Here is a 25,036-nt window from a genome sequence, read left to right as displayed (position 1 = left end):
AGTCCTTACTACAAACGGATAATAGTGTCGCGACTCCCTTTAGAAAGTAAAAGTTGTGCGGAGGACACCCACTCCTACTGTGTCATTATCCTTAGTTCCTTCAGGATTGAACAGCACAAAAGCTCCGGGTGTAATGCTGATATTATCGTTGACTTTGAAGCGGTAATAAGCTTCTAAATGGTAAGGAGTGGCTTTGTTTTGCTGAAAGCGAGCACCGCCACTTACGGAATCGCGATCCAGTGGCTGTCCAAACAGAATACCTGCATTATTGCCCTGTGCGAACAAATCTCGGAAATGCAAACCTACCATCCAACTGTTGAAAGTTGTAGAAGCATTGCTTCTTTCAGCGTCAGCAATTATCCAACCTCCATAGGTAGAAACAGCTAATTTCGGAGAAAGCCGCCAAGTTGCAGTTCCGCCAAACGAATTCAGCCTCACGCCACCGCTAACAGGTTCTCTATCTGCTCCCAAAATAGAACCCAAATCGGCATCACCTAATCCTGTAGCAAGAATATTCAATTGGTGGCGACTGTAAGCGTAATTTAAACCTATGTCGATACTGCTGGTAGGTTTAATAGTTAACTGCGCTGCAGCAACAGTACTGCCATCAAATAAACCCGCCCCTAACGGAGTCGCTGGAAAGCCTAAATCAGTAGGCAAAGCTGCATTTACACTGCCGTACAAAGCTGTCAAATTGAGCTTTTTGGAAATGTTCCAAATAAACCCGCCTGCCGATGCCAAACCGCTGCCAGAAGTGCCACCGGATACGCGGACAACAGGGTTGTAGCCTGCAAATCTAGAGACGGCTTCTTGCCCTTCTCCAGCAAATGGAGTAATTGCTTGAAAAGCGTCGGAAGTTTCGGCTTTCGGGCCGGCAAATAAAGTGATGCTGTTAGAAACTGGAAAGACGTAAAGCAGCTTGTAAAGTTCAACAGCATTGGCGTCAATGCTAGATAGAGTCTGAGGATTAATTCCGGGAAATTGCGGTTCAAAACTCAGTTTTGCTTCACTATCAGACAAACCGCTAAATGCCCCTGTTGACAAACCTAAATTAGGTCCGAAGCTGCGAATGTTGTAAGCTTGCAAGCCAGTTATCAGCGTATCTTTACCTGTAAAACTGGTCAGCAGATTCAAGCGCAATCGGTAGTTTAAGACTGTTTCAGTCTCCCTGCTATTGTTTTTGGTAGTGTCGGCAACGCTAAAAATTGCTTCGCCGCTGAGTTTAGTGGTTGTCGAAAATTGATTGGCTTCTAGTTCGGCGGTACGGGATTCTAAAGCATCGACTCGACCCCGCAAAGTGGCTAATTCTGCTGCAAATTCTTCTTGCAATCTTTGCAATGTGGCTAAATCTTCTTTTGTCGCTAAGTTACCTGTACCTCCTCTAATTAGCTCGCTAACCTTATCCAAGCAAGCGTTTAAACCGGCGGCAAATTCGTAGCGAGTCATTGCCCGATTGCCTCGGAATGTGCCGTCAGGATATCCCGCTATGCAGCCGTATCTTTCGACTAAAGATTGCAGGGCTTGAAATGCCCAGTCTGTGGGGCGCACGTCGGAGAGTTGAGATACAGATGTTACTTGCTGGAGTTCGCTGGATTCAGAAGTTTCCCTGTTGGTTGCCGCGGGTTCTAAGGAAGTGCTGTTTTCGATTTCAGCTAACTTTTCGGAAGTAGAACTTTCTGTTTGGGCAATTACTGGCGCAGGGTTAGGGGTGGGAATAACAGATGTTTTTTCTGTGGCTTCTGCTGGTGTCTGGGAGTTTTGGGAAGGGGCAACAGATACTTGTCCTGTGCCTTCTGCTGGGGCTGGGTTTGCTGGTTTTTTGGCTAAGTTTAATGAGTTTTCCCCGGGATTTTCTGCGGTTAATGCTGCTGTTTCGGGCAGATTCAGGTGGGCAGTTTCTTGGGGGAGATTGGCAAGTTGATTGGTTGTTGAGACGGTGTTGTAAACTTGCAGCCCCTCAACTAATTTTAACTCGGATGTTTCAGGGGCTTTGACCTGATTTTCAACAGTTGTATTGAGGCTAATTTTAGCCTCTGACTCTTTTAACTCTTCAGTACCTAATGTCTTTTTTTCGGCGGGAGGCATGGCTGCCGATGGTAAAGAACTGGCAAGTATATACAGTAAACCTACTGCGCCAGCACTAAATAGTAGATGTGCTTTCACTAGAAATCCTCACAAATTTGATTGTAAAATTGCTATTAGCTTTCTAGGAATTGTAAAACTACTTGGTATCGCCAACCACAAAGTTTTGAGTTAATATTTTTTATAGGTCTAATAAAATAAGTAAAACAACCGCCTACTATAAGAGCTTAAGACCGCTAGGCATTTTTTGCGAGTTATTTATCTATCGGGTGGATTAGATTATCACAAAAGTTGTATTTTAGCAATTATTTTTTCAACATTCGATCGAGCTTTTGCAAAATAACCAGAGCCACAATCACACTCAAAGCCAAACCCAACCAAAAATTATCCGCCGCCCATTTACCTCTATCCAAAGCCAAACCGCCTAGCGGCGGCCCGATTAAATAGCCGATCGCCCAACACTGAGAATTAACCGCTAAATACACGCCGCGTAAAGAATCCGGCGCTAAATCCACGACCAAAGCAGAGGCAAAAGGCGTATAAGCAACAGTCGCAACCGACAAAAAGCTCAATCCTAAAACAGCTAAAAATAGATTGCCTGTTGCAGCCATTCCCGTCAAGCCGATCGCGATAAATCCCATTCCCCACAGCAGCGCCGAAATCATCAAAGCTTTCGCACAAGAAAACGGCCTCAAAGCTTTAACAACGGGCAGTTGCAAAGCCACAGTTAAAAACGTGCTAAAAGCAAATAAAACGGTAATTGTACCTGTTGAAAAGCCTTTTCCCGATGTCCCCACCGCGACAAACTTGCTAAAGTACAGCGGCATTGTGGTTTGGATTTGGGAAATATATAACGTGAACAGAGTATTTACTAAAGCATAAACTAGAAGACTTCGATCGCTCAGCGCCACCATCCAACCATTTTCCCGATTTTTTTTGCCTCTATCCGCTGGATTAGCTGGTTTGTAGGTTTCGGCGATCGCGATCGCCACCACCGCAAACAGCACTAAAAACGAGATACCATCAATAATAAAGAGCGATCGATAATTCCCCGTTACCTCAATCAACAAACCGCCCAAAATAATCCCAACTTGCAAACCCAAATTATCAGCAAGCCGCGTCAAAGCAAAAGCTTCCTGTCGCTGTTCGCCCTCCGTTAAATCCGCCACCATCGTCTCGGTTGGAGGCCAATACAAACCCACACCCAAACCCATCAGTAAATTGCCCGCAATTAAGCCAACGAAATCATTAGTCGCCGCCAGTACAAAAGAAGCCGCCGCCGAAATAACTGCCGCCAGCAGTAAAGTTCGCCGCCTTCCCCAAAATTTAGAATCACAAAAAGAACCGCCCAAAATTCTGCCGAATATTCCCGAAACTGAACCGCTACCCAAACCAATCCCAACAGCAGTAGCAGATAAACCGACGCCATCGACAAAAAATATCGGCGCGTAAAATAAAGTAAAACCGGTGCCGCTTTGGGAGAGGAATCTGCCGGCGGCAAGAATCCAGACTTGAGGGGGGAGACGGGGCAACCAAGAGGATAATTGAAATTTAGGCATATACAGTTAAATTAGCAGTTATTTCTGGACGCAGAAACGTGGTTTTTTATAAAAAATACGTTACCGTGTTTAATCAGAGTCAAAAACAGGTGTCTTTGGTCGCAGTGCATAAGTTTTGTGAGTAATTATTAATTTATTCCGTACTTTTTCCGAATTAGTATTAGTTAACCGATGTGATGACAAACATAAGTGAGCTTAACAATTCTTCAGGGTATGTTACACAAAAGTTACCATTAATTTAAAAATACTTAACAGAATTTTAGAAAAAAGTTAGTTAAACTCTAGAAAAGGCAGAAAAAAATTTTAGAGGGTCTAATTATATGACAGCTATTACAACATCAAGAGTGGAATCAATCAAACCGCGATGGCAAGCAATTGTCATGGTGGCCCTAATTTTCTGGCTCAGCGGTAGCCTGATTTTGGATTTAGTAATTATGCCCAGTCTCTACGTATCTGGCATGATGACATCTCCCGAGTTTGCAACAGCCGGAAATTTAATGTTCTGGGGATTCAACCGCGTTGAGTTAATCTGTTCAGGCCTGGTGGCAACGGGTTTGATGGTTTTGAGCAATTTAGTCAGTGACTTCGGCAAGCGCAGCCGCACAGCAATTTTATTATCATTGGTACTTCTAGCGATCGCCCTGATTGACACCTACGCCCTAACACCCCAAATGAGCGCCTTGGGAATGCAGCTAAATCTGTTCGATTCTGCAGCAGAAGTTCCCGCCGGGATGAATCTACTGCACCAAGGCTATTTTGCATTGGAAGCGCTAAAGTTGGCTGTCGCCGGTACCCTAATCGGCTGGTGCTACCAAAACCAAGCGTAATTGACACAATACTCAGAGCTTGAGTTGAGAAAAACTCAACCTTTAGCAGCGGGCATGAATTCACGCCCGCTGCTAATTTTTGAAATTTTGACGTGCTCGTAAACTATGCTGGAATTGCAGGCATTAGCTCTCTTACGGATTTAATACTCATCGGCGTTAATCTGTGTTTATATGCCCTCATCTGCGGTTAAAAAAATAGAATGTATTAACTGCAGATGACAAGGGATTGACGCAGATTCACGCAGAGATATAGAAGAGAGATAGCAATAATTCCGATGCTAACAAATTTGAGATAACTATATTTGCGAGTTTTTTGACCGCTCCAAAACGGATAGTTGCGAACGACTCCTGTGTGGAGAAAGCAAAATTTTAGACTCTTGTTCAAACTCCCAGATTCATCTGTGGAGTAAATCTAAAATCTAAAATCGACTGACCGCACGCCCTACTCGGATGCTTCCGGTAAATCTGCTTTTGGCCACAGCAGGCGCAAACCCATTACCGCAAATCCGATCGCCGCGAGTCCCTTTACCAGTCGTTCCGGCAACACCTCTGCCGTGCTGAAGCCGATCGCCACGCCGATTAAACTCGCCAGCAGCAGCGCCGACGCCGTACCGAAAAATACAGCCCGCGGCGAGTTACAACTGCTGCCCAGGGCGATCGCAGCTAATTGACTTTTGTCTCCCAATTCTGACAAAAACACTGTAATAAAACTGATTCCCAAAAGTTGCCAGTCCATGTTTTTTTTGTTCTTAGTTAGCTATTGTAGAAATCTACGACTTACCGACAGGCAAACAATTAACCCAGCACTTCCCACAGCAGAACCGCCGAAATCGCCAGTAAAATCACTCCGGCTGCTCTCTCCAAAGTTCTCGGAGCAATCCGACTAGCCAGCCACCTTCCCAGCAACACCCCCAGCAAACTGGTTGCTATCAAAGCCGAACCCGCACCCGCAAAAACGATCCAAGGATTTCGAGATTCAGCCGTCATCAGCAAAATTGCGAGCTGAGTTTTGTCTCCAATTTCAGCTAAAAAAATAGTTGCAAAAGTCGAAGCAAAAATTGCCCAGTGCTTCGGCTTCAGTTTCTTTTGTTCCTGACAAATATCGGGATTTAGAGTCACTGAGAGTTCAGCGGGCTCCGGGGTTAAAGCAGCACAAATCTCAGTAACCTCTTTTATTTGTAGTTGTACCTGTTGTGGCAAATCATAATTGAGGTTTACTGAGTCAGAAGCAGACAAGCTTGGCGGAACAGAATCAAGTTTCACAGGCAATGAGTGCTAAAAGCTATTTATTTTTGACTTGTACTTTTGATTCTAACTTTCTCTGTGCCTGCTTTTACCAAACCAGGGTCATCTTTTTTGGCGCAGATTTCAGCAACTGATTCCTGGAACAACTCACCGCCCCCAAAAAGGGATACAAGCCCCCAGACTTATGTGTCGAGTCAATCTAAAATCTAAAATTGGCTGACGCCTACAAGCCCCCAGACTTATGTGTCGAGTCAATCTAAAATCTAAAAGCTAAAATCTAAAATTGACTGACTGACTGGTTTATGTGCCGTAAGTTCGATCGCCCGCATCTCCCAAACCAGGTACAATAAAGCCCTGTTCATTGACTATTTCGTCGATCGTTGCCGTGTAAATCATCAAACTCGGGTACTCTGCACTCAGCCTCTTCAAAGCCGGAGGAGCAGCCACCACAGAGATAATCCGAATCAAGCTTGGGTCAATTCCCCGCTTCGTCAATTCCTGCATTGTCGCTATAATCGTGCCGCCAGTCGCTAGCATCGGCTCGCTAATTATCACCCGCGTTGCCGGGTTAAACTGCGCCGGCAATTTATTCAAATAACAAGTCGGTTGCAGCGTCTCCTCATTTCTTGCCATGCCGAGATGGTAAACCGAAGCCAGCGGTACAACCGTCTGAATTCCTTCGAGCAGTGCCAAACCCGCCCGCAAAATCGGTACCACAACTAACGGAGCTTCGGGGTTGATAAAAGCCGCCGGACATTCTGCCAAAGGTGTCTGCACTGTGGTTTCCACTGTCGGGAGCCATTCTCTAATCGCCTCGTAAGCCAGCCACCTTCCCAATTCTGTCATCGCAGAACGAAAAAGTACCGATGGGGTGGCGGCGTCGCGGGCAACAGCCAGCCAGTGTTTAATTAATGGATGTGGAGGAACGTAAACGCGCAGTTGCAGGGACATTAGGAAATTGGGGAGATTGCTAGGTTTGAAGGATTTTATGCGGTGCGGTCGATCTTCTTCAAGGGCTTCCCTAACGGGCGATCGATCGCTCTGTGCAACTTATCACATCCTTGAGGGCGCATACAAGCCAGAGATTGAGTTAGAACCCATTCGCCGATCGACCTCCATCAGCTTATTGAAATATTTTTCTAATAGTATTGACATAAATTAGCAATAAGCTTATAGTGATTTTTAGTGTTCTCCTCTCAAAGGATCGGCAGACGGGGGCAGTCGGCAATGGTAGACTGTTCCCGCATTTTTTTTTGGAAAGCAGGGGCATCAGGCATTGGATATTGGGCATGGGGCATTGCCGAACTTCGGTCTCCCTGGCATCCCTTACATCCGCTACATAATCCGTTGCCGAACTTCTTGCTTAGGGAGCGATCGACTGTAAAATCATAGAAATATTAAGATTTTTAACCGAATGTCAGCTCCTACCCAATCCCAGTTATTTTCTCCCAACTCCCGCCCTACACAGCAAGACTTTGATGTAATTGTCATCGGTTCCGGCATTGGCGGACTCGTGACCGCCACCCAGCTAGCCGCTAAGAAAGCCAAAGTTTTAGTGCTCGAAAGCTATACAATTCCGGGGGGTAGCGCTGGATATTTCGATAGAGAAGGCTACAGATTTGATGTCGGGGCCTCCATGATTTTTGGGTTCGGACAGCGCGGCACCACCAACCTCCTCACCCGCGCCCTGAAAGCAGTCAACGTCACCCTAGAAACGATTCCCGACCCCGTACAGCTTCACTATCACTTACCCAGCGGCTTAGAACTTGAAGTTCCCCAGGCTTATGATAAATACTTGCAAGAATTAACAGACAGGTTCCCTCACGAACGCGAAGGAATCCACAAATTTTACGGTGAATGCTGGAACGTCTTCAACTGCCTCAACGGGATGGAATTGCTATCTCTAGAAGAACCCGGATATCTCGTCCGAGTCTTTTTTCAGAATCCTTTAGCCTGTTTGGGATTAGTAAAATATCTGCCTCAAAATACTGGCGACATTGCGCGGCGCTACATAAAAGACCCTACTTTGCTGAAATTTATCGACATGGAATGCTACTACTGGTCTGTAGTACCTGCAGACTTGACGCCAATGATTAACGCCGGAATGGTATTTTCCGACAGACATTACGGTGGCATCAATTATCCCAAAGGCGGAGTCGGTCAAATCGCCCAAAAATTAGTAGAAGGATTAGAAAAATGCGGCGGGAAAATTCAATACAAAGCTAAAGCAAAAAAAATTATTACAGAAAACGGCCGCGCTGTCGGAGTCGAGTTAGCCACCGGCGAAGTTTACCGGGCAAAGCGGATTGTTTCTAACGCCACGCGCTGGGATACTTTTGAGAAATTGCTGTCTGCCGAAGAGATGCCCGCTAGCGAGAAGAAATGGCAGCAGCGCTATCAAAAAGCCCCCAGTTTCTTGAGTTTGCATTTGGGAGTAGAAGCAAGCGTAATCCCTGCTGGTAGCGCCTGCCACCACATTTTGTTAGAAGAGTGGGATAAAATGGAAGCGCCAGAGGGAACTGTTTTGGTGTCAATTCCAACCGTGCTTGACGCAGATTTAGCTCCTGTAGGATATCACATAGTTCACGCTTTTACTTCGAGTTGGATAGAACAGTGGGAAGGACTTTCGCAGCAGGAATATGAGGATAAAAAAGAAGAGGCTGCAGGGAGAATTATTGAAAGATTAGAAAAGATTTTCCCCGGTTTAGATGCCGGTTTGGATTATATGGAAGTGGGGACAGCGCGTTCTCACCGGCGCTTTTTGGGGCGCGAAGACGGAACTTACGGGCCGATTCCGCGACAAAAGTTAATGGGTTTGCTGGGAATGCCGTTTAATCGAACTTCTATGCCTGGTTTGTATTGTGTGGGTGACAGTACGTTTCCCGGACAGGGTTTAAATGCGGTGGCTTTTTCTGGGTTTGCTTGCGCGCACCGCATTGCGGTTGATTTGGGTTTTTAGGGCTAGTAAATGATTAGACAGAATTAATTACCCACTGATTTTTGGCTAATTTTTTACTAAACAAAACTTGTAGCCGATAGTTTTGTGTAATTAATTGTGTCCTACTTCTTAGTAGGGTGCGTCAGACGGTTCGTTTGAAAGACGAGAGAAAATGCGAGGTTCCTGGCCACCCTACACAAAAACTAAAAACCCGGTTTTTGGGGAAAAACCGGGTTTTAAACTGAAAATTGGCAGTTTTCATTCTTTTACTGAGTTCACTGGTCGTAGCTACCGCCGACGCCGATTTGGGTATTGTAGATTTTGGCATCAGTTATGGTCATATCTTCCATTGATGCGCCGGATACGTCAGCGGTGTTAATGATGGCTGCAGTCAGATTCGCCCGATCGAGGTCTGCGTCATTTAAACTGGCATTAGTCAGGAAAACTGCGGTTAAGTTAGCACCCGTCAAGTTAGCACCCGTTAGGTCAGCACCTTCGAGGTTGGCCTTATATAGGTTTGCTCCTCGTAAATTTGCTTCTCTCAAATCAGCACCAATTAAATGGGCTCCCGTTAAATCTGCTCCTGATAAGTCGCACTTAAAACATTGCCCAGTTGACAGTAACTGTTTGACGTGAACGGGATTTTCAGCGCGAGCCGGCCCAGCCAACAGTAGGGGAGTAATTAAAAAAGTAGCGGCTAATAGATTGCGTTTCATAATCCTTTTTTCCTCACCAGACTCTGTATTTAACTTCTTGTGTTGATATCTACAATCTTACCACGGTTGTTTTCGCAAGTTGCGATCTAATTCACAGATGGGCTGTGATATCGATTGCTCTCAACAACACCTAGATGGTTTCGACCAGCTAGCAAAACATAATTTCGCAAAACTTAACACTGCCGAACTTCATACAGTGCACTTTTGTAGTAACCTCTTCTAGGTTAGTTAATATAGCCAACCGATGCGTCTTTCTGAAGATGGAGATAATTCTCAATACGAGGGAGGATTTTAGGGATGATCCTATCGCAAAAAGTTCACATAAAATACTGTGTTTTTAATAAAAGTGTCACGAGACTGAAAAATTAATTTAAAATAAAGATAAGCTTATAACTTTATAGGTAGAGGAAAAGCAGTGACTGGCTTGATCCCCAGCCCAAGCTCGGCTGCATTTTTAACAATAAATTTTAATTAGGTCTCAGCAGCCCCGTAAAAATCCACCTAGTGCTTGGAAAGCAGCACTTTTTTGGAATGTCGCAAATTCCACGCGATCGCAAAACTCAATTAAATATGCTCAAAAACGATTCCTCCAAGTATCTGCCAACGTTAGCTCAAGTAATAGACCGCTACCCCTTGACCGTTGCCCCCGATACCCCACTAGCAGAAGTAATTACCCTGATGGGCCAACGGCGCGGAAGTTGCTCTCTAAACGCAGCCATTCCACCAACCGATATCTATCAGCCACTAACAGACATCGCAAATTCCCCCACCTCAAGTGCATTCAGAGACGCGACAGGTATCTGCGTCTTTGTCGTGGAAAAATCCCTAGAAAAATTATCCTCGCACTCTGGTTCACATTCTCAATTGCAAGGAATTTTCACCGAAAGGGATCTTGTCGATTTGATTGCCTCGGGCAAAAACTTAAAAGGTGTCACCATCGCAGAAGTGATGAAGCAGCCTGCAGCAACTCTGACAAAATCCGAGACTCAAGATATTTTCAGCGCCCTAATTCTGCTGGGGCAACGAAGAACTAAGCATTTACCAATATTGGATAGTGAAGGTCAACTCTTAGGAGTAATTACCCCGGAAAGCATTCGCCAAGCCATGCTGAAACCGGCAAATATCTTAAAAATGCGCCGGGTGAAAGAAGTAATGACCGCACAAGTCATTCAAGCACCTCGCTCCGCGTCAGTTAGGAGTTTAGCCGAGTTGATGGCGCAGCACCGCGTTAGCTGCGTAGTAATTACCGAATCAACAGAATTATCGATTAATTTACCGTTCCCCATTCCAGTAGGTATAGTCACAGAACGGGATATTGTAGAATTTCAAGCTTTAGATATAGATTTGTCGAAAACGATCGCCCAAACTGTGATGAGTACCCCCTTATTTAGCCTCAAGCAAGAAGACTCGCTGTGGGTAGCTCATCAGGAAATGCACGAGCGTTTAGTCCGCAGGTTGGTAGTAACGGGAGAACAGGGAGAACTCCTGGGAATAGTTACTCAAACCAACATACTGCGCGTACTTGACCCGATGGAAATGTCCGGGGCGATCGATGTTCTGCACGATTCAGTGACAGAAAGAACTAGGGAATTGGAAAAAGCGATCGCATCCCTCAGCTTGACTAACGCCAGACTAGAAAGCGAAATTGCTACCCGCGTTAGGGCCGAGGCCAGACTCCACCTTTTAGAATCTGCTGTAGTGAACGCTAACGACGCAATCGTGATTATGGATGCCGGAGACAGCGATATCTCCGACCCCACCATCATCTATGCCAACGAAGCTTTTACCCAAATGACGGGCTACCTACCCGAAGAAATCATCGGACAAACCCCCAGTTGCTTGCGCGGCCCAGAAAGCGACCCCACCCAAGTCGATAAAATTCGCCGTACTTTCTCTCGCCAAGAACCCCTACGCCTAGAATTGATTAACTACCGCAAAGACGGTTCAACATATTGGGTGGAACTCAACAGCGTACCCATTGCCGACACCTCCGGGAACGTTACCCACTGGGTGTCGGTGCAGCGAGATATTACCGATCGCAAGCGCATGGAACAAGCATTTTTTGAAGAAAAAGAACTCGCTCAGGTAACACTACAATCGATCGGCGATGGCGTAATCACTACTGACGCCGACGGCTGCATTTCCACACTTAATCCAGTTGCCGAACAACTCACGGGTTGGTCTACCTCGGAAGCTAAGGGTTTGCCCCTCGCCAGCGTGCTGAGAATAGTTGACGAAACTACCAGGCGGCCGACCGAAAATATCGCCGAAATCGCTTTGTGCGAAGGTCGGATTGTTGACCAAGGACACAACAGCTTGCTGATTGACCGCAACAACACCGAATTTGCGATCGACCACTGCGTCGCCCCCATCCACGCTAGCAGCGGCGAAATTGTCGGGGCCGTCGTTGTGTTTCGAGATGTCACGCAAGTGCGAACTCAAGCGCGGCAACTCACCTGGCAGGCAACTCATGACCCCCTGACGCAATTAGTCAACCGCCGGGAATTTGAGTACCAGCTAGAGCACGCCCTACACGGCGCTCAAGGTTACGGGCAAGAACACGTGATGCTTTACCTGGATCTCGATCGCTTCAAAATAGTTAACGACACCTGCGGTCATGCTGCTGGGGACGAACTGCTGCGCCAAGTCAGCCAGCTATTTAAAAGCAATATCCGCAAAACAGATATTTTGGCACGTCTGGGTGGCGATGAATTTGCCGTACTCCTGTACCACTGTCCCGTCGAACGAGGATTAAACGTTGCTGAAACGCTGCTGCGAAGCATTCAGACATTCCGCTTTGCGTGGCAGGACAAAACTTTTTCGATCGGCGTCAGTATCGGTTTGGTAGCAATCAATCCCAAAACAGCCTCGACATCTGCGATTTTGAGCGCGGTCGATATGGCCTGCTACGCTGCTAAAAATAAAGGTCGCAACCGGGTACAGGTTTATCAAGCCGGCGATCAAGAATTAATCAAACAGCATGGCGAAACCGAGTGGGTGGTGCAAATTCATCAAGCTTTAGAAGAGAATCGGTTTTGCTTGTACTCTCAGCCGATCGTACCTTTGCTCAACTCTCCAACCACCGGAACCCACTGCGAAATCCTCCTGCGCCTCCAGTTGGAAACTGGTGAGTTGGTGTCGCCGATGGCGTTTATTCCGGCGGCCGAACGCTACAACTTGATGCACGCGATCGACCGCTGGGTAATTCGCACTTTATTTAGCAATTTATCTAAAATTTTCACGGCAAATTTGTTAGTCCAAAACCCCGGGGTAGGCAGCGATAAAATAGTTACCTTCCCTGCTTGCTCTCTTTCTGATCTGCAATCGTCATTTGGCAAATATCCCAACCTTTATTCAATCAACCTTTCTGGGGACAGCCTCAACGAAGAAAAGTTTATCGAGTTTATTCAAGAACAGTTTTCTATCCATCAAATACCGCCACAAATAATTTGTTTTGAAATTACCGAAACCGTTGCCATTGGTAATCTCAGTAAGGCCGCCAGCTTGATTTGGCAACTTAAGGAACTAGGCTGCCAGTTTGCCTTGGACGACTTCGGCAGCGGGATGTCTTCCTTTGCTTACCTGAAAAGCTTGCCAGTTGATTATCTCAAAATAGACGGCAATTTTATTAAGCATATTGTCGATAATCCTATTGATGTCGCAATGGTGGAAGCTATTACCAAAATCGCTCACGTTATGGGAATTAAAACTATTGCCGAGTATGTTGAAAATCAAACAATTATGGATAAACTCAATGAACTTGGGGTAGATTACGCTCAAGGTTATCATTTGGGCAAGCCTCAACCTTGTAACTTCACCTCTCCTATTTTAGAGGAATTTTTGGGGGAGTTTCCTGTTAATTCTTTGGCTTTTGAGGCTAAGCTAGCTTGTTGAAGAAGGAAGTTCGGCAACGAGCAAACAATGGGATTTAACCGATATCGTGCACCATTGTCAGCAACAGGCATCTTGCCTGTTCATAAAAGGCGTAATGGAGAATGGTGCAACATATGAGATTTAACGGATTTAAGGAAGGGATGTTGAGGGAATAAGGAAAAAAGAGATGTTAAGTTGCGATCTCACTTCCCCATTCCCCCTTTTCCATTACCCATTACCTTCTACAATTGTTTCCGCTGATTCAATGTACTGGCTGTCTAACAGAAAAGCACCTTTTTCCAAACGAATTCCCCAATAATTGCCGGGACGCCGATCGATCACCACGCCTTCAGCGCCGATAGCAATTAAATTCGCAGGCCGCAGCATCGGCATCGGTTCGGCAGTTTTGACGTAAGGCGGCATCGCCACAACTCGGACTTTTTGACCGATTGTAAATTCTTTTTCCATAATTTTTGTTCCTAAAAAAACACGGCGATAAAGGAATGTTTCTGTTTGATTGATTAATTAGGGATGATAATAAAATGGAGAACTATGAAGCGTAATTAAGGGAATTATCGGCAAAATTATTGATATTTTAGGGTTCCATCTTCGTTATATTCAAGTTCATAATATTTTCCACCTAACCCTAAGTCATGAATACATCGTTGGTAGTTTTTGGCTCCCATATCGAAAGGGTTTGTTCTGTTCAATCTTGCCCATTCAGCTATTTTTAGCTGGTTAGTTACCCCTGAAGCATCGGCTACGGTTTTGACAATCCAATCAAACATTTTTTTTCCTATAAGCTGTCTTTCACTGTACCTCTCTATATTAGCTATATATTCACCTATAGGCAATCAAACATTTTTTTCCTCTAAGCTGTATCTCACCCCTAACTCGGACGATCGCCCGTAACACCCCTGACCGATCGCGCTACAATTGTCAATCGGGATGAAAATGGCTGATTAGGAAACTAGAGGAGTAGGTGTTATGGCTACAAGTCGTCGCATTGAGCGTGTAGCTTCAATGATTAAACGGGAAGTCAGCCTGATGTTGCTGAATGGAATCAAGGACGACCGGGTAGGTGCCGGTATGGTTAGCGTTACCGATGTAATTGTTTCGGGAGACCTTCAGCATACAAAAATTTTTGTCAGCATCTACGGTACTGATGAGGCGAAGGCAGAGACTATGGAGGGTTTGAAATCTGCTACTAGCTACGTCCGCAGTCAGTTGGGCCAACGATTGCAACTGCGCCGGACGCCGGAAGTGATTTTTCTCGAAGACCGTTCTTTGGAACGGGGCGATAAAATGTTGATACTGCTGAATCAGCTTTCTGCCGATCGCAAACCAGGTATGTTTGATGACGAAGAATTGGCCGAAGGCAATGAAAATGATGATGATGATGATGATGATGATTTAGAAGCAGACGAGGATTAGTGTCTGAAGGTAGTCAACAGCTTTCCTGTCAACAGTCCACAGTCAACAGTCCACAGTCAACAGTCCACAATTCCTAATTTCCCATGATTGACAATCTTTCCTTACCAGAACTGGTGGCCCAGATGTTCGTGGTGCGCGCTTCTGGCTGCTTGTTCGACCACCAAATTCGCTATCCCGAATGGGAACCAACTGCTAGCAAACTCCGCTATTATCTGGAAAAGTTGGGCGTCGGCGGGGTGATTTTGGTCGGGGGAAGTGCTGCGGAGTTGGCAGTTCGATCGCACCAATTGCAGTCTTGGGCCAAGTTTCCGCTACTGCTGGCGGCTGATATTGAGGAAGGTGTCGGCCAGCGGTTCGCAGGGGCGACTTGGTTCGGGCCGCCGATGGCGATTGCTGAAGTGGCGCGACACGATGCAGGTAAAGCCGATCGATATGCTGAACAAATGGGCGCTGTTACTGCGATCGAAGCTAGGGCGATCGGTCTAAATTGGATTCTTGCACCGGTGGTTGATGTTAACAACAATCCCGACAATCCTGTGATTAATGTCCGCGCTTTTGGCGAGACACCGGAAATTGTCGGTAAATTAGCCGCTGCTTTTATTCGAGGCGCAGGTGAACACCCGGTTTTGACCACAGCTAAGCATTTTCCCGGCCACGGCGACACGGCGGTTGATTCTCACTTGGAATTGCCAGTTTTGCCACATTCACCAGCGAGATTGGCCCAGGTTGAGTTACCTTCTTTTGTCGAGGCGATGGCTGCTGGGGTCGATGCTGTGATGAGTGCTCACTTGCTGATTCCGGCTTGGGATGCGGATTTTCCTGCTACTCTTTCTCGCAAAATTTTGATCGGAAAGCTGCGAGAAGAGTTGGGATTTGAAGGTTTGATTGTGACGGATGCTTTGGTGATGGGTGCGATCGCCAATAAATACGGCGCTAATGAAGCTGCTGTTTTGGCTGCTGAGGCTGGTGCGGATGTTTTGCTGATGCCGCTTGACCCGGAAGGGGCGATTCTCGCTGTCTGCGAAGCTGTCACTCAAGGGCGGCTTTCTATATCACAAATCAAGGAATCTGTCAAGCGTATTTGGAAAGCGAAAATAAAGGTGGGTATGTTGATTTCTGACCCCCTCCAACCTCCTCTTGCTAAGGGGGGGAGCAAGAATTTACAATCCATGGAGTCGATAGACTTAAGTTTGCTGGCAAATCCCCAGGCAAGGGCAACTGCTGTCGATATTTTGCGAGATTCTTTGAAATTTGGTGGCAATCTACCTTTACAGGTTGCACAACCCCCAGAAAACCAGCTTTTGCGGAATTTGATTGTTGTAGATGATGTTTTGGGGTGCGAGTTTTTGGGCAACCATACTCCGGCCATCGCCATTCCCGAACAGTTTGGTTACGAATTGCAACTAATTGACGATCGCACAGTTGCGATCGCTGAAAATACAAGTGCAGAGTATTTTTCTCCGACACTGCTGCAAATTTTCATTCGCGGCAATTGCTTCCGAGGCAGTGCTGGTTTGACCCAAGCAGCTCAAGATTGGTTTAAGAAATTATTAAAAACGGGAGAACTGCAAGCTGTGTTAATTTACGGCAGTCCCTACGTTTTAGAGCAATTTTTGCCACACTTGCCTCCGAGTATTCCTTATGTATTTTGTTTTGGGCAAATGCCGGCAGCGCAATCTCTCGTTCTAGAAGTGCTCTTCGGCATTGACGGAACTGCTAATGCTTGAGTTGCCGGACTCCTAAATCTTTCCTTTGCTGTTTCGGTCAAGACTTAAATTCATCAACCCGGTTTCTCGCAAGAAATGTTGCCGTTTGTGGCAAAGCATCCAGAAACCGGGAATCCGATGCGGGTTCCTTAGTTCTGAATTGAGCTTTCCTGCCGATCCGCTTGCTAGTCAGGAAAATGCGCTTTTTATCAATATCCTAAGACAGATCCCATCACTTACTGATGATTCGTATAATTTATTTTTATTTACAGCAGTGAATTGTATAGCTGGATACGGACAAAATTTAACTTCCATATTCGTAAGTTTGGACTATATTATTACCAGGGCCATAAAATTTTTTAGTAAAACATTGAGGGCGCATTATGATTCACTCCACTATTCCCCAAATCCAATACTCTTTAGATGTGATCCAAGATGAAGCGCGTCAGCTCGTGCATGAGGGTGTTCTCAGCCGCCAACAGCCGATCTACACCCTGTGCCAATTCATTCCTCCTCGGGAATGGGCTTGTGTAGAGTGCGAATTAGAAAAATGCGACTTCTTGCTGCGCGATCGCATCGCCGACCTGATCGGTTCTGAAAAATGGGACAATGACTAAAGTTGGGTTCTATTAAATTAAGTTGGCAAGTAAACTCCGGCTGTGTTAAAGACTCTTGATTCTTTAATACTGGGAATTTTCGGCGCGCAAATTTTCCAACTCGGCCCTCAGCGCTGCCATGTGTGCAGTTAATTCTTGAATCTCTAGCTTTACGTTAGGCTGTACAACCGAATCGGGAGGAGCATCAGTCGCTGCATCTGATTGCTTGGACGAGACAGGCTCACTGTCTGCATTCTCCCGATCGCCCGGTTGAGAGAAAATAGTATCTACAAAATTCCGGGCTTCTCGCTCAGTCGCTTCTCCTTTTTCCAGCAGCTCATCGGCTAGCTGGCCAAAATCTGACTTCAGTTTGTCAAGATTTTCTTCCCGCTTCAGAGGATCTTGCAATGTCTCAATTAAAAAGGAAGTTGCACCTAAAGTTAGGTGAAATCCTGTTTGCAGCATTTGAGGCAGGTTGTCGGGATTCATCTAAAAATGCCGCTAGAACGTTTTTCTGAGTTTTTGCTTCGCTAGCTGCTCCCAAGTCGGGGCGTAAAGCCGCTTCTTAGGGAGAAGATACTTGCCTTCTGGGTAGCGATCGCCCCGAGTCAGGAAATATCAGCTTTTGGGGACGTTTTGCCATTGTGCCAATACTAATCGTATCATTACTTCGGAAATTAATAAATGTCAAGTGTAAACTTTTGTAACTGCCAATCGAGACTTTCCCACTGGAAGGCTCAGTCTATTTGATATTTCAGATTAAACAGGACTTAGGCAGTGTGACTAAAAAAAGCTGGTTGCTCGGCCCCCGTGGGTAAGTCCTGTTCCATCCAGTTAAGGATACAGCGCCTCACCTGTGGATGGGTCAAATATAAATAGTCGATCGAAGTCAAGCTGTACCGTCAGTCGATCGCCCGATCGCAAGCGAACACTCGCAGGTATTTGTAACTGTACAGTAGTTTCAGCGCTCAATAACGGCAAACTCGCCCGAATTAAAGTTTCTCGCCCCAGAGGTTCCACTACTTTTACTTCTAGATCAAGAGGGACTTTTTCTAATGCCCAAACATCGGTTTTTAAATCATCTTCTTCTGCGGTTTGTTGCGTAAAGATTTCTATATTTTCTGGACGGATGCCCAAATCAAACCCTTGTCCTTCTCTCGCGTGCAATTTTTTCTGAATCGAGGGCGGACAGGGTAAATGTTGATTTCCTATTTGAAAGGATTCGTTAGTATATATTACAGGCAAAATGTTCATGGCGGGATTGCCTAAAAATGTGGCAACCATGCGGTTAGCTGGTTTGGCATAAATGCTTTGCGGGTCTCCAATTTGTTGAATTTTTCCCCCATTTAAGACGACAATCTTATCAGCTAAAGTCATCGCTTCCACTTGGTCGTGGGTGACGTAAATTGTGGTAATTCCCAGCCGTTGATGCAGTTGTTTGAGTTCTGCTCTAGTGTCATCTCGCAGTTGAGCATCAAGGTTAGAAAGCGGTTCATCTAAAAGAAATACTTTCGGTTCGCGGGCGATCGCCCTTCCGAGTGCTACACGCTGCTGCTGCCCGCCTGATAGCTGTTTGGGCTTACGCTTGAGAAGGTGGTCGATCGAGAGTGATCGGGCTACTGTTTCGATTCGTTCTTGAATTTTATTCGGGTCAACATTCCGCATCCGCAATCCAAATGCCAAGTTTTCTGCGACAGTCATGTGCGGATAAAGTGCGTAATTTTGAAACACCATTGCTACATCCCGCTGTCTAGCAGGAATGTTGTTAACTAAATTATCTCCTATGTAAAGATTGCCGGAAGTTGCGGTTTCTAAACCTGCAATTGTCCGCATAATTGTGGATTTCCCGCAGCCGGATGGCCCGACTAATACCCAAAATTCCCCGTCCGGGATTTTGAAGCTGATGTTTTCGATCGCGGTGACGTTTTGGTAGCGTCGGGTAATATTTTCTAAGCGAACATTTGCCATTTTGTGACTGTAATTGATAATTGATAATTAGTGATTTTTACCTTCAGTCTTCAGCCTTCAGAAAACTGTTCTCATTCTAAAACTGTGCGATCTAATTCTTCAACTATAGGCGTTAACTCAGCTTGGCGGAATGCTTCTACTAAAGAACGATAATACCAGAGAGAACCGTCTTTGCCACCTTTGAAGGGTTCCCAAACAACGTCACCCAATTGACGGTAATCTTTCAGGATCGATCGAACATTATAAAGTTTATCAGCAGCCGAGACTAATCTCACTGAGCCAGAAGCTGTAGAAATGCGATCGATATAGGCTTGTTTTCGCTGACGCCAAGGGGGTTTCGGCGTCTCGTCACTTTCGGTACAGCCGTCTACAATCGCTGTGACAGTATCCCCAAAGCGGCGGCGGATGGCTTCGCGGGTGGTGGCGCCGCCTCGATCTTCGATCGCATCGTGAAGCAAAGCCGCGATCGCCTCATCTTCATTTGCCCCATATTCTAAAGCTATACTAGCAGTGTCCAACAAATGGGCAATGTAGGGAACGCCGGAACCTTTGCGAAGTTGGGTAGCGTGCAATTCCGCTGCATAGGTGAGGGCTTCAGAAAAACGGTTTGAGAGAATCATGAAAGTCACCTTTCTGAATTGCTATGATATATAAATTGTCGGGCTAAGTTGAAAAGACCAAATCTACCAATTTCAATCTTGTCATTAAATGCGATCGAGAGCGATCGCTTGTAAACTTATAATAGTTAAACAGAGGTTTCGAGCATGACAGCTACTATAATTATACCCCAAAATGCAGACAACAACTCAGAGTTAGAATCACATCCTCAATTAGAAAATACACCAGAAATCTCCCACGAATCTGAGCCTAAGAAAGTCATATCTCTTGAAGATTTTTTAGTCAAACCTGCTTATAGAATGGAATGGGTTGACGGCAACTTAGTGGAGAAAACAGGAATGACATTCAAGCACAGTCTAGCTCAATCTAAATTAGCCCCTTTCTGGGGAAATTATAAAGACTCCAGCGGACAGGGAGGAGAAGTGCTTACAGAAATCCTTTGCCGCACTAGCAAGCGGGGCCGCCGTCCCGATGTTGCTTATATTACTCCTGAACTGCTGCCAGAATCAGGCAATTTTACAGCATTTTCCCAAAGTTTTCCTTTGATAGCGGAAGTTGCTTCCCCGGAAGATAGCGGCGAAGAGTTATTTGCCAAAGCTCAGGAATATTTGGAATCGGGATGTTTAGAAGTTTGGTTGCTATTTCCTGAAGCGAGATTAGTATTTGTGAATGCAGGGCAACACTGGCGGTTGTTTAATGCGGATGAAGTGGTTAACACTCAAAGTGTGCTTGCAGGTTTTAGCGTAGCCGTCAGTGAATTGTTGGCTTGAGTAATGTGTTCAACTAATTTATTATTAAAACCATAAAACTTAAAGTCAAAACTTAAATTCAAGGTAATTTTTTGTATATTAAGACTTGGTTTAATGAGTATGTGGCAGGGTTTAAATCGAGTTTAAGATAGCTCAAACTACAGGTAACGAAATAAGTATTGATACATTGGATCGCGACCTATATATAAAGTTACGCTTTTTCCAATCAACGTCAAAGAATTTTTTCGGGATTTTAAAGAGGGGGTGTAAAAATTTGCTAAACAATCTACGTTTAATTGTACAACAGGAGAGTGGCTTCTAAATTAATGCAATTTTGGCTCAAAGTATTTCTTCTTCCTGAGCTTTCTGTGGGCTTCAATCGCTTAATTACTCTTATTAATCGGTTTCCGGGAGTCATTCCTGTAATTGAAGATGATGCTGATTTCCAATTTTTCTCCGCTTAGAAAGATAAAAAAGCTATAGTTTTAATTATCGAGCTGCGTAAAATATTTAAATCTCAACTATCAATTAAAACAGGGCGGTGGCTAACAACAGCCACCGCCCTCAAGATAGTATTGCTCTATCTAAATCTGTGCTTACGCAGGAAGCAAGACTGAATCAATAATGTGGATGACGCCATTATCAGCAGCCACATCGGCTGTTGTAACGGTAGAATCATTGATTTTGACGCCATTGGAAGCATCAATTTTCACTTCTGAACCTTCAACTGTCTTGGCAGATTTCAGCTTGACCACATCAGCGGCCATAACTTTGCCGGAAACGACATGATAAGTCAAGATTTTTGTGAGCTTAGGAATATCCTTAAGCAGTGCTTCTACAGTACCTGCGGGAAGCTTAGCAAAAGCTTCGTCAGTAGGCGCAAAAACTGTGAAGGGGCCAGCGCCTTTGAGAGTATCTACTAAACCAGCAGCTTTGACAGCAGCAACTAGGGTTGTAAAAGATCCAGCCGAAACGGCGGTATCAACGATATCAGCCAAGTGAGTCACCTAGTTTTTGTAATCTATAAATCACTATAACGCTAAAAAGTTAATTTAGCTACATTAATTTTTTCTCTAGTTCTGTCTGGTTTTCTAATTATTTAAGATAACATTTTTTTATTTAACTCATTTCCTAAGATACCTATCTAAAGGTAGATATTCTTTTGGCTATTTTACTGTATTTTAATGTACTTATGTAATCCTAAATACATTAGTAAGACGATCGCCCCTGCACGCTTTTTAAACTAAACGCAGGGGGGAGACTGCATCGCCCCTGCTACGACATTCTGATTAACTTGGCAAAACATTCAACCTTCAGCACAGTGCTAAGGCCCAGTAAAACCCAACACCCCGACTGATAGCAACAGTTTGCGAAATCCCGATCTAAACTGTTAACAACCATTAACTAGCGGAAGGGTGACATGAGATACAAACTACTAGGTCACAGCGGACTTCGCGTTTCCGAAATCTGCCTAGGAACCATGACTTTTGGGGAAGATTGGGGTTGGGGGAGCTCCTACGACGAAAGCCGGAAAATGTTCGACGCCTTTGCAGAAGCGGGCGGCAATTTCATTGATACCGCGAATCTCTACACCAACGGTACTAGCGAAAAATATGTCGGTGAGTTCATCGCAGGCGATCGCGAAAAATGGGTAGTTGCCACTAAGTATAGCCTCAACATGAAGAATGGCGAAATCAACGGTTTCGGCAACCACCGCAAAAATATGGTGCAAGCAGTAGAAGCAAGTTTGAAGCGATTGCAAGTTGAATACATAGATTTGCTGTGGCTGCACGCTTGGGATTTTACTACACCAGTCGAAGAAGTGATGCGCGCTTTTGACGATTTGATACGCGCCGGCAAAGTTCTCTATATCGGCATTTCGGATACGCCGGCTTGGATTATTTCTCAAGCAAATACGATCGCCAATCTGCGCGGCTGGACACCATTTATCGGCTTGCAAATCGAGTATTCTTTAAAAGAGCGAACTCCAGAACGGGACTTGATCCCTATGGCAAAAGCCTTTGATATTGGCGTCACCGCTTGGAGCCCTTTAGCCGCCGGTTTGCTGACAGGAAAATACAACACTTCAGAAACAGCCAGCGAAGCTAAACGGCTGAATTCACCTGAATCGGGAAAAATTAACGAGCGAGACCTAAAAATTGCTGACGAAGTTAGCAAAATAGCATCCGAAATTGGCAAACCTGCTTCTCAAGTAGCCCTAAATTGGCTGATCCAACAGCCAGTCGAAGTTATTCCGATTGTAGGTTCGCGTAAACTCTCACAACTTCAGGAAAATCTCGCTTGTTTGGAGTTTAAATTAACTCCCGAACAAATGCAGCAGTTAGACAAAGTAAGTGCAATTGAATTGGGTTTTCCTCACGATTTCTTAAAGAGTTCGACGGTGCAAGATTTTGCCTTTGGAGGTGGAATCGCCAAGATTGACAGCCGCCGACTGTAAAGTTGCTGCTATTTTCTAGTGGCGGGTTTACGTTGATATTTTGCGTTTGATGGCAGATAGCGGCGAACCCGCCCTTAGAGGGATGATTGGCATTTGTGCTGTGGGGGCGAGGTTAAACTGACACCCACAGCGTAAATGTCGTCACCTTGGTTTCTTGCCACAGACTCGCGTAAAATCTTAGGTTTATCCTTGCGGTTACCTGTTTTCTTTGATATTGTTGAGATAGGTGATATTGTGTCCGTTTAACCCCACTGCATAAAGTGTTAATTGTTAATCTATCGGAAGTTAGAAATCTCTGGCGTCCTTTGGTATATTAAGATACAAATTTACCAAATTAGCTATCGGATGAGTTAAAAAAAAGCAAGGTTTGTCAAATCAAAAAGCAACATAGACTTGATGGCAAATTTTCTATCATCTCCAAATAAAGCAATAAAACTCGCTCTTTTTTCACCCCGTAGCTGCCAGTTAAGAGTCATTTTACAAGGTCGATCGGCATTTTAACGGCTTTTGAACCCAGCGTGCAAGCTAGGTGTCTCCTGAGATAAAAGTCATCCTTCAGATAGAAGTTAAGACCGAAAAACTGGGTTACATTTAACAACAATGGCAAGTCTAACAATATTAACTTATCTCTAAGTTTCAATTTTGTTTCAATTTTGAAAAAAGCAGATAAGGCTGTTTTTTCCGCAGCTAAACAGTCTCTTTGTTTGGCTCACTAAATGCGGCGCTTGCTCGTCAATAAAACTTCTCAGATTTATGCTTGCGACTTTCAGTAAGGCACTGCTGAGAAATATATTCTATTGACAACTTTTAACGGACAAATTTTCCTTGACAAATTCCAGAGGCTAATATGTCGCCCCCACAAAACTCAGTAAACAATAATTATAGCAATAAAGAGCGAGCATGGGAGATCCGATTTACCTCTATAGATCCAGCCAAATCGCCCTCTCAATTCGCTGCGTCGCCCGCATTGCGCGCCAACTTATCAACAACTGAGGCTGTAGATACACCAGATTTAGTTTGCCTCTCTCATCTGCGGTGGAATTTTGTCTATCAGCGTCCGCAACATCTCTTGAGTCGCTGTGCCAAAACTCGTCGCGTATTTTTTGTAGAAGAACCTGTGTTTAGCGTGGCTACAGACTGGTGGCTTGATGTCAGCATCCACGAAAGCGGAGTCTGGGTAATAGTACCGCACCTGAGCGAAGGAATCAGCGAAGCAACAGCACAAACTGCTCAGCAAGCCATGCTAGATGATTTGTTTCGAGCGGCGGAAATTAGTCAGTACATCCTCTGGTATTACACACCAATGGCTGTCAGTTTCACAAGCCACTTACAGCCGCTAGCTGTAGTCTACGATTGCATGGATGAACTGTCAGCATTCAAAGGCGCACACCCCGATTTAAAAGCCAACGAAAACCAACTATTAAAGCGCGCCAGCGTAGTATTTACCGGGGGACACAACCTTTACGAAGCCAAACAGAACCAGCACCCAAACATTCACCCCTTTCCCAGCAGCATCGAAAAAGAACACTTTGCGACAGCCAGGAATCTTTCAGAAGAACCTGCAGATCAAAAAGACATTCCTCACCCGCGTTTGGGATTTTATGGCGTCATAGACGAACGCATGGATCTCGAACTCCTAGCGGGCATGGCCCAAGCAAGGCCGGACTGGCATTTAGTCATCATTGGCCCGGTGGTGAAAATCGATCCGGCCGCTCTGCCAACTCAGCCAAATATCCACTATCTTGGTGGCAAATCTTATCAAGAATTGCCAGCGTATCTTGGCGGATGGGATATCGCCATGCTGCCTTTTGCGATTAACGAATCGACTAAGTTTATTAGTCCCACGAAAACTCCAGAATACCTCGCTGCTGGCAAACCGGTGATTTCTACTCCTATCCGCGACGTGGTGCGGCCTTACGGAGAAAACGGCTTGGTTCGGATTGCTAGCAATTCTTCAGAATTCGTTGCTTGTGCTGAAGAAATCCTCAGCGAAAGTTCAGATGTTCGCACCAAGTGGCTGAGGGAAGTAGACGCCTTTTTAGCAGACAATTCTTGGGACAATACCTGGGGTGAAATGCTGGGGTTGATAGAAAGTGCGATCGATGATAAAAGGCAGAAAGCTGAAGGCAGGATGAAAGTTTTAAGTTAGGAATGTTGAGGTTGAAGTTAAACAGTTAGACTTTACGGATTCAAAAATTAACACTCAACTCTCCTCGCTTTATGTCCAATTACCAATTATTCCTTACCCTTACCCTTACCCACAATCA

Annotated in this window: 22 protein-coding genes; 10 read left to right on the top strand and 12 right to left on the bottom strand. The window is 45.2% G+C overall.

Annotation, left to right across the window (positions count from 1 at the left end):
- Positions 1 to 39: 39 nt before the first annotated feature.
- Together QUA53_RS10755 and QUA53_RS10750 are read right to left on the bottom strand one after the other, a co-directional pair.
- A complete protein-coding gene (locus QUA53_RS10755; RefSeq protein ID WP_333097019.1) occupies positions 40 to 2,163 on the bottom strand; it encodes an iron uptake porin in 2,124 nt (707 codons plus the stop codon).
- 224 nt (positions 2,164 to 2,387) lie between these two features.
- A complete protein-coding gene (locus QUA53_RS10750; RefSeq protein WP_333097020.1) occupies positions 2,388 to 3,641 on the bottom strand; it encodes an MFS transporter in 1,254 nt (417 codons plus the stop codon).
- A gap of 320 nt (positions 3,642 to 3,961) precedes the next feature.
- Here QUA53_RS10750 and QUA53_RS10745 point away from each other — a divergent pair, with 320 nt between their 5' ends.
- Positions 3,962 to 4,468 carry a hypothetical protein gene (locus QUA53_RS10745; protein WP_333074814.1) on the top strand — a complete coding sequence of 169 codons (507 nt, stop codon included), beginning with the start codon at positions 3,962 to 3,964 and terminating at the stop codon, positions 4,466 to 4,468.
- A gap of 442 nt (positions 4,469 to 4,910) precedes the next feature.
- Here QUA53_RS10745 and QUA53_RS10740 read toward each other — a convergent pair whose 3' ends face one another.
- From QUA53_RS10740 to upp, 3 genes are all read right to left on the bottom strand, one after another.
- Complete coding sequence (locus QUA53_RS10740; protein ID WP_190658036.1) at positions 4,911 to 5,204, bottom strand: TMEM165/GDT1 family protein; 294 nt, start codon at positions 5,202 to 5,204, stop codon at positions 4,911 to 4,913.
- Between the two features lie 59 nt (positions 5,205 to 5,263).
- Complete coding sequence (locus QUA53_RS10735; RefSeq protein WP_333067921.1) at positions 5,264 to 5,731, bottom strand: TMEM165/GDT1 family protein; 468 nt, start codon at positions 5,729 to 5,731, stop codon at positions 5,264 to 5,266.
- A gap of 282 nt (positions 5,732 to 6,013) precedes the next feature.
- A complete protein-coding gene (gene upp, locus QUA53_RS10730) occupies positions 6,014 to 6,664 on the bottom strand; it encodes a uracil phosphoribosyltransferase (protein WP_333097023.1) in 651 nt (216 codons plus the stop codon).
- 37 nt (positions 6,665 to 6,701) lie between these two features.
- Here upp and QUA53_RS10725 point away from each other — a divergent pair, with 37 nt between their 5' ends.
- On the top strand, positions 6,702 to 6,875 hold the full coding sequence (locus tag QUA53_RS10725; protein WP_333097025.1) for a hypothetical protein: 174 nt from the start codon (positions 6,702 to 6,704) through the stop codon (positions 6,873 to 6,875).
- A 252-nt stretch (positions 6,876 to 7,127) separates the two neighbouring features.
- Positions 7,128 to 8,672 (top strand): carotenoid isomerase, encoded by a 1,545-nt coding sequence (gene crtH / locus QUA53_RS10720; RefSeq protein ID WP_333097027.1) that lies wholly within the window; start codon positions 7,128 to 7,130, stop codon positions 8,670 to 8,672.
- Positions 8,673 to 8,926: 254 nt separating this feature from the next.
- Here the strand turns inward: crtH and QUA53_RS10715 are convergent, their stop codons facing one another.
- The gene (locus QUA53_RS10715) at positions 8,927 to 9,367 is read right to left on the bottom strand and encodes a pentapeptide repeat-containing protein (RefSeq protein ID WP_333067914.1); all 441 of its coding nucleotides are present in this window, start codon (positions 9,365 to 9,367) and stop codon (positions 8,927 to 8,929) included.
- A 531-nt stretch (positions 9,368 to 9,898) separates the two neighbouring features.
- Here QUA53_RS10715 and QUA53_RS10710 point away from each other — a divergent pair.
- A complete protein-coding gene (locus QUA53_RS10710) occupies positions 9,899 to 13,261 on the top strand; it encodes an EAL domain-containing protein (protein WP_333097028.1) in 3,363 nt (1,120 codons plus the stop codon).
- Positions 13,262 to 13,468: 207 nt separating this feature from the next.
- Here the strand turns inward: QUA53_RS10710 and sipA are convergent, their stop codons facing one another.
- Together sipA and QUA53_RS10700 are read right to left on the bottom strand one after the other, a co-directional pair.
- Entirely contained in the window at positions 13,469 to 13,708 is a 240-nt protein-coding gene (gene sipA, locus QUA53_RS10705) for a regulatory protein SipA (protein ID WP_333097030.1), read from the bottom strand.
- Positions 13,709 to 13,824: 116 nt separating this feature from the next.
- Positions 13,825 to 14,094 (bottom strand): hypothetical protein, encoded by a 270-nt coding sequence (locus QUA53_RS10700; RefSeq protein ID WP_333097031.1) that lies wholly within the window; start codon positions 14,092 to 14,094, stop codon positions 13,825 to 13,827.
- Positions 14,095 to 14,227: 133 nt separating this feature from the next.
- Between QUA53_RS10700 and rbfA the strand changes: the two genes are divergently transcribed.
- The 3 genes from rbfA to QUA53_RS10685 all read left to right on the top strand — a co-directional run bounded on the left by rbfA (position 14,228) and on the right by QUA53_RS10685 (position 16,997).
- Positions 14,228 to 14,674 (top strand): 30S ribosome-binding factor RbfA, encoded by a 447-nt coding sequence (rbfA, locus tag QUA53_RS10695; RefSeq protein ID WP_333097032.1) that lies wholly within the window; start codon positions 14,228 to 14,230, stop codon positions 14,672 to 14,674.
- Between the two features lie 83 nt (positions 14,675 to 14,757).
- The gene (locus QUA53_RS10690) at positions 14,758 to 16,401 is read left to right on the top strand and encodes a glycoside hydrolase family 3 N-terminal domain-containing protein (RefSeq protein WP_333097034.1); all 1,644 of its coding nucleotides are present in this window, start codon (positions 14,758 to 14,760) and stop codon (positions 16,399 to 16,401) included.
- A gap of 362 nt (positions 16,402 to 16,763) precedes the next feature.
- On the top strand, positions 16,764 to 16,997 hold the full coding sequence (locus QUA53_RS10685) for a DUF4327 family protein (RefSeq protein ID WP_333035426.1): 234 nt from the start codon (positions 16,764 to 16,766) through the stop codon (positions 16,995 to 16,997).
- 63 nt (positions 16,998 to 17,060) lie between these two features.
- Here the strand turns inward: QUA53_RS10685 and QUA53_RS10680 are convergent, their stop codons facing one another.
- The 3 genes from QUA53_RS10680 to QUA53_RS10670 form a co-directional block, all read right to left on the bottom strand.
- Entirely contained in the window at positions 17,061 to 17,465 is a 405-nt protein-coding gene (locus tag QUA53_RS10680; RefSeq protein WP_333097036.1) for a hypothetical protein, read from the bottom strand.
- 345 nt (positions 17,466 to 17,810) lie between these two features.
- On the bottom strand, positions 17,811 to 18,944 hold the full coding sequence (locus tag QUA53_RS10675; protein WP_333097038.1) for an ABC transporter ATP-binding protein: 1,134 nt from the start codon (positions 18,942 to 18,944) through the stop codon (positions 17,811 to 17,813).
- A 71-nt stretch (positions 18,945 to 19,015) separates the two neighbouring features.
- The gene (locus QUA53_RS10670; RefSeq protein WP_333097040.1) at positions 19,016 to 19,564 is read right to left on the bottom strand and encodes an HD domain-containing protein; all 549 of its coding nucleotides are present in this window, start codon (positions 19,562 to 19,564) and stop codon (positions 19,016 to 19,018) included.
- Between the two features lie 144 nt (positions 19,565 to 19,708).
- Here QUA53_RS10670 and QUA53_RS10665 point away from each other — a divergent pair, with 144 nt between their 5' ends.
- Entirely contained in the window at positions 19,709 to 20,332 is a 624-nt protein-coding gene (locus tag QUA53_RS10665) for a Uma2 family endonuclease (protein WP_333097041.1), read from the top strand.
- Positions 20,333 to 20,907: 575 nt separating this feature from the next.
- Here QUA53_RS10665 and QUA53_RS10660 read toward each other — a convergent pair.
- A complete protein-coding gene (locus QUA53_RS10660; protein WP_333067889.1) occupies positions 20,908 to 21,309 on the bottom strand; it encodes a fasciclin domain-containing protein in 402 nt (133 codons plus the stop codon).
- 422 nt (positions 21,310 to 21,731) lie between these two features.
- Between QUA53_RS10660 and QUA53_RS10655 the strand changes: the two genes are divergently transcribed.
- Together QUA53_RS10655 and QUA53_RS10650 are read left to right on the top strand one after the other, a co-directional pair.
- Positions 21,732 to 22,769, top strand: coding sequence for an aldo/keto reductase (locus QUA53_RS10655; RefSeq protein ID WP_333097043.1), 1,038 nt, complete (start codon positions 21,732 to 21,734; stop codon positions 22,767 to 22,769).
- 847 nt (positions 22,770 to 23,616) lie between these two features.
- Positions 23,617 to 24,918: a glycosyltransferase family 1 protein gene (locus tag QUA53_RS10650; protein WP_333097044.1), complete on the top strand. Its 1,302-nt coding sequence runs from the start codon at positions 23,617 to 23,619 to the stop codon at positions 24,916 to 24,918.
- Positions 24,919 to 25,036: the final 118 nt, after the last annotated feature.

This window comes from Microcoleus sp. Pol12B3 (genome assembly GCF_036701355.1).
GTDB lineage: Bacteria > Cyanobacteriota > Cyanobacteriia > Cyanobacteriales > Microcoleaceae > Microcoleus.
Note: the sequence above shows the minus strand (reverse complement) of the source record. Positions and strands in the feature narration are given on the sequence as shown.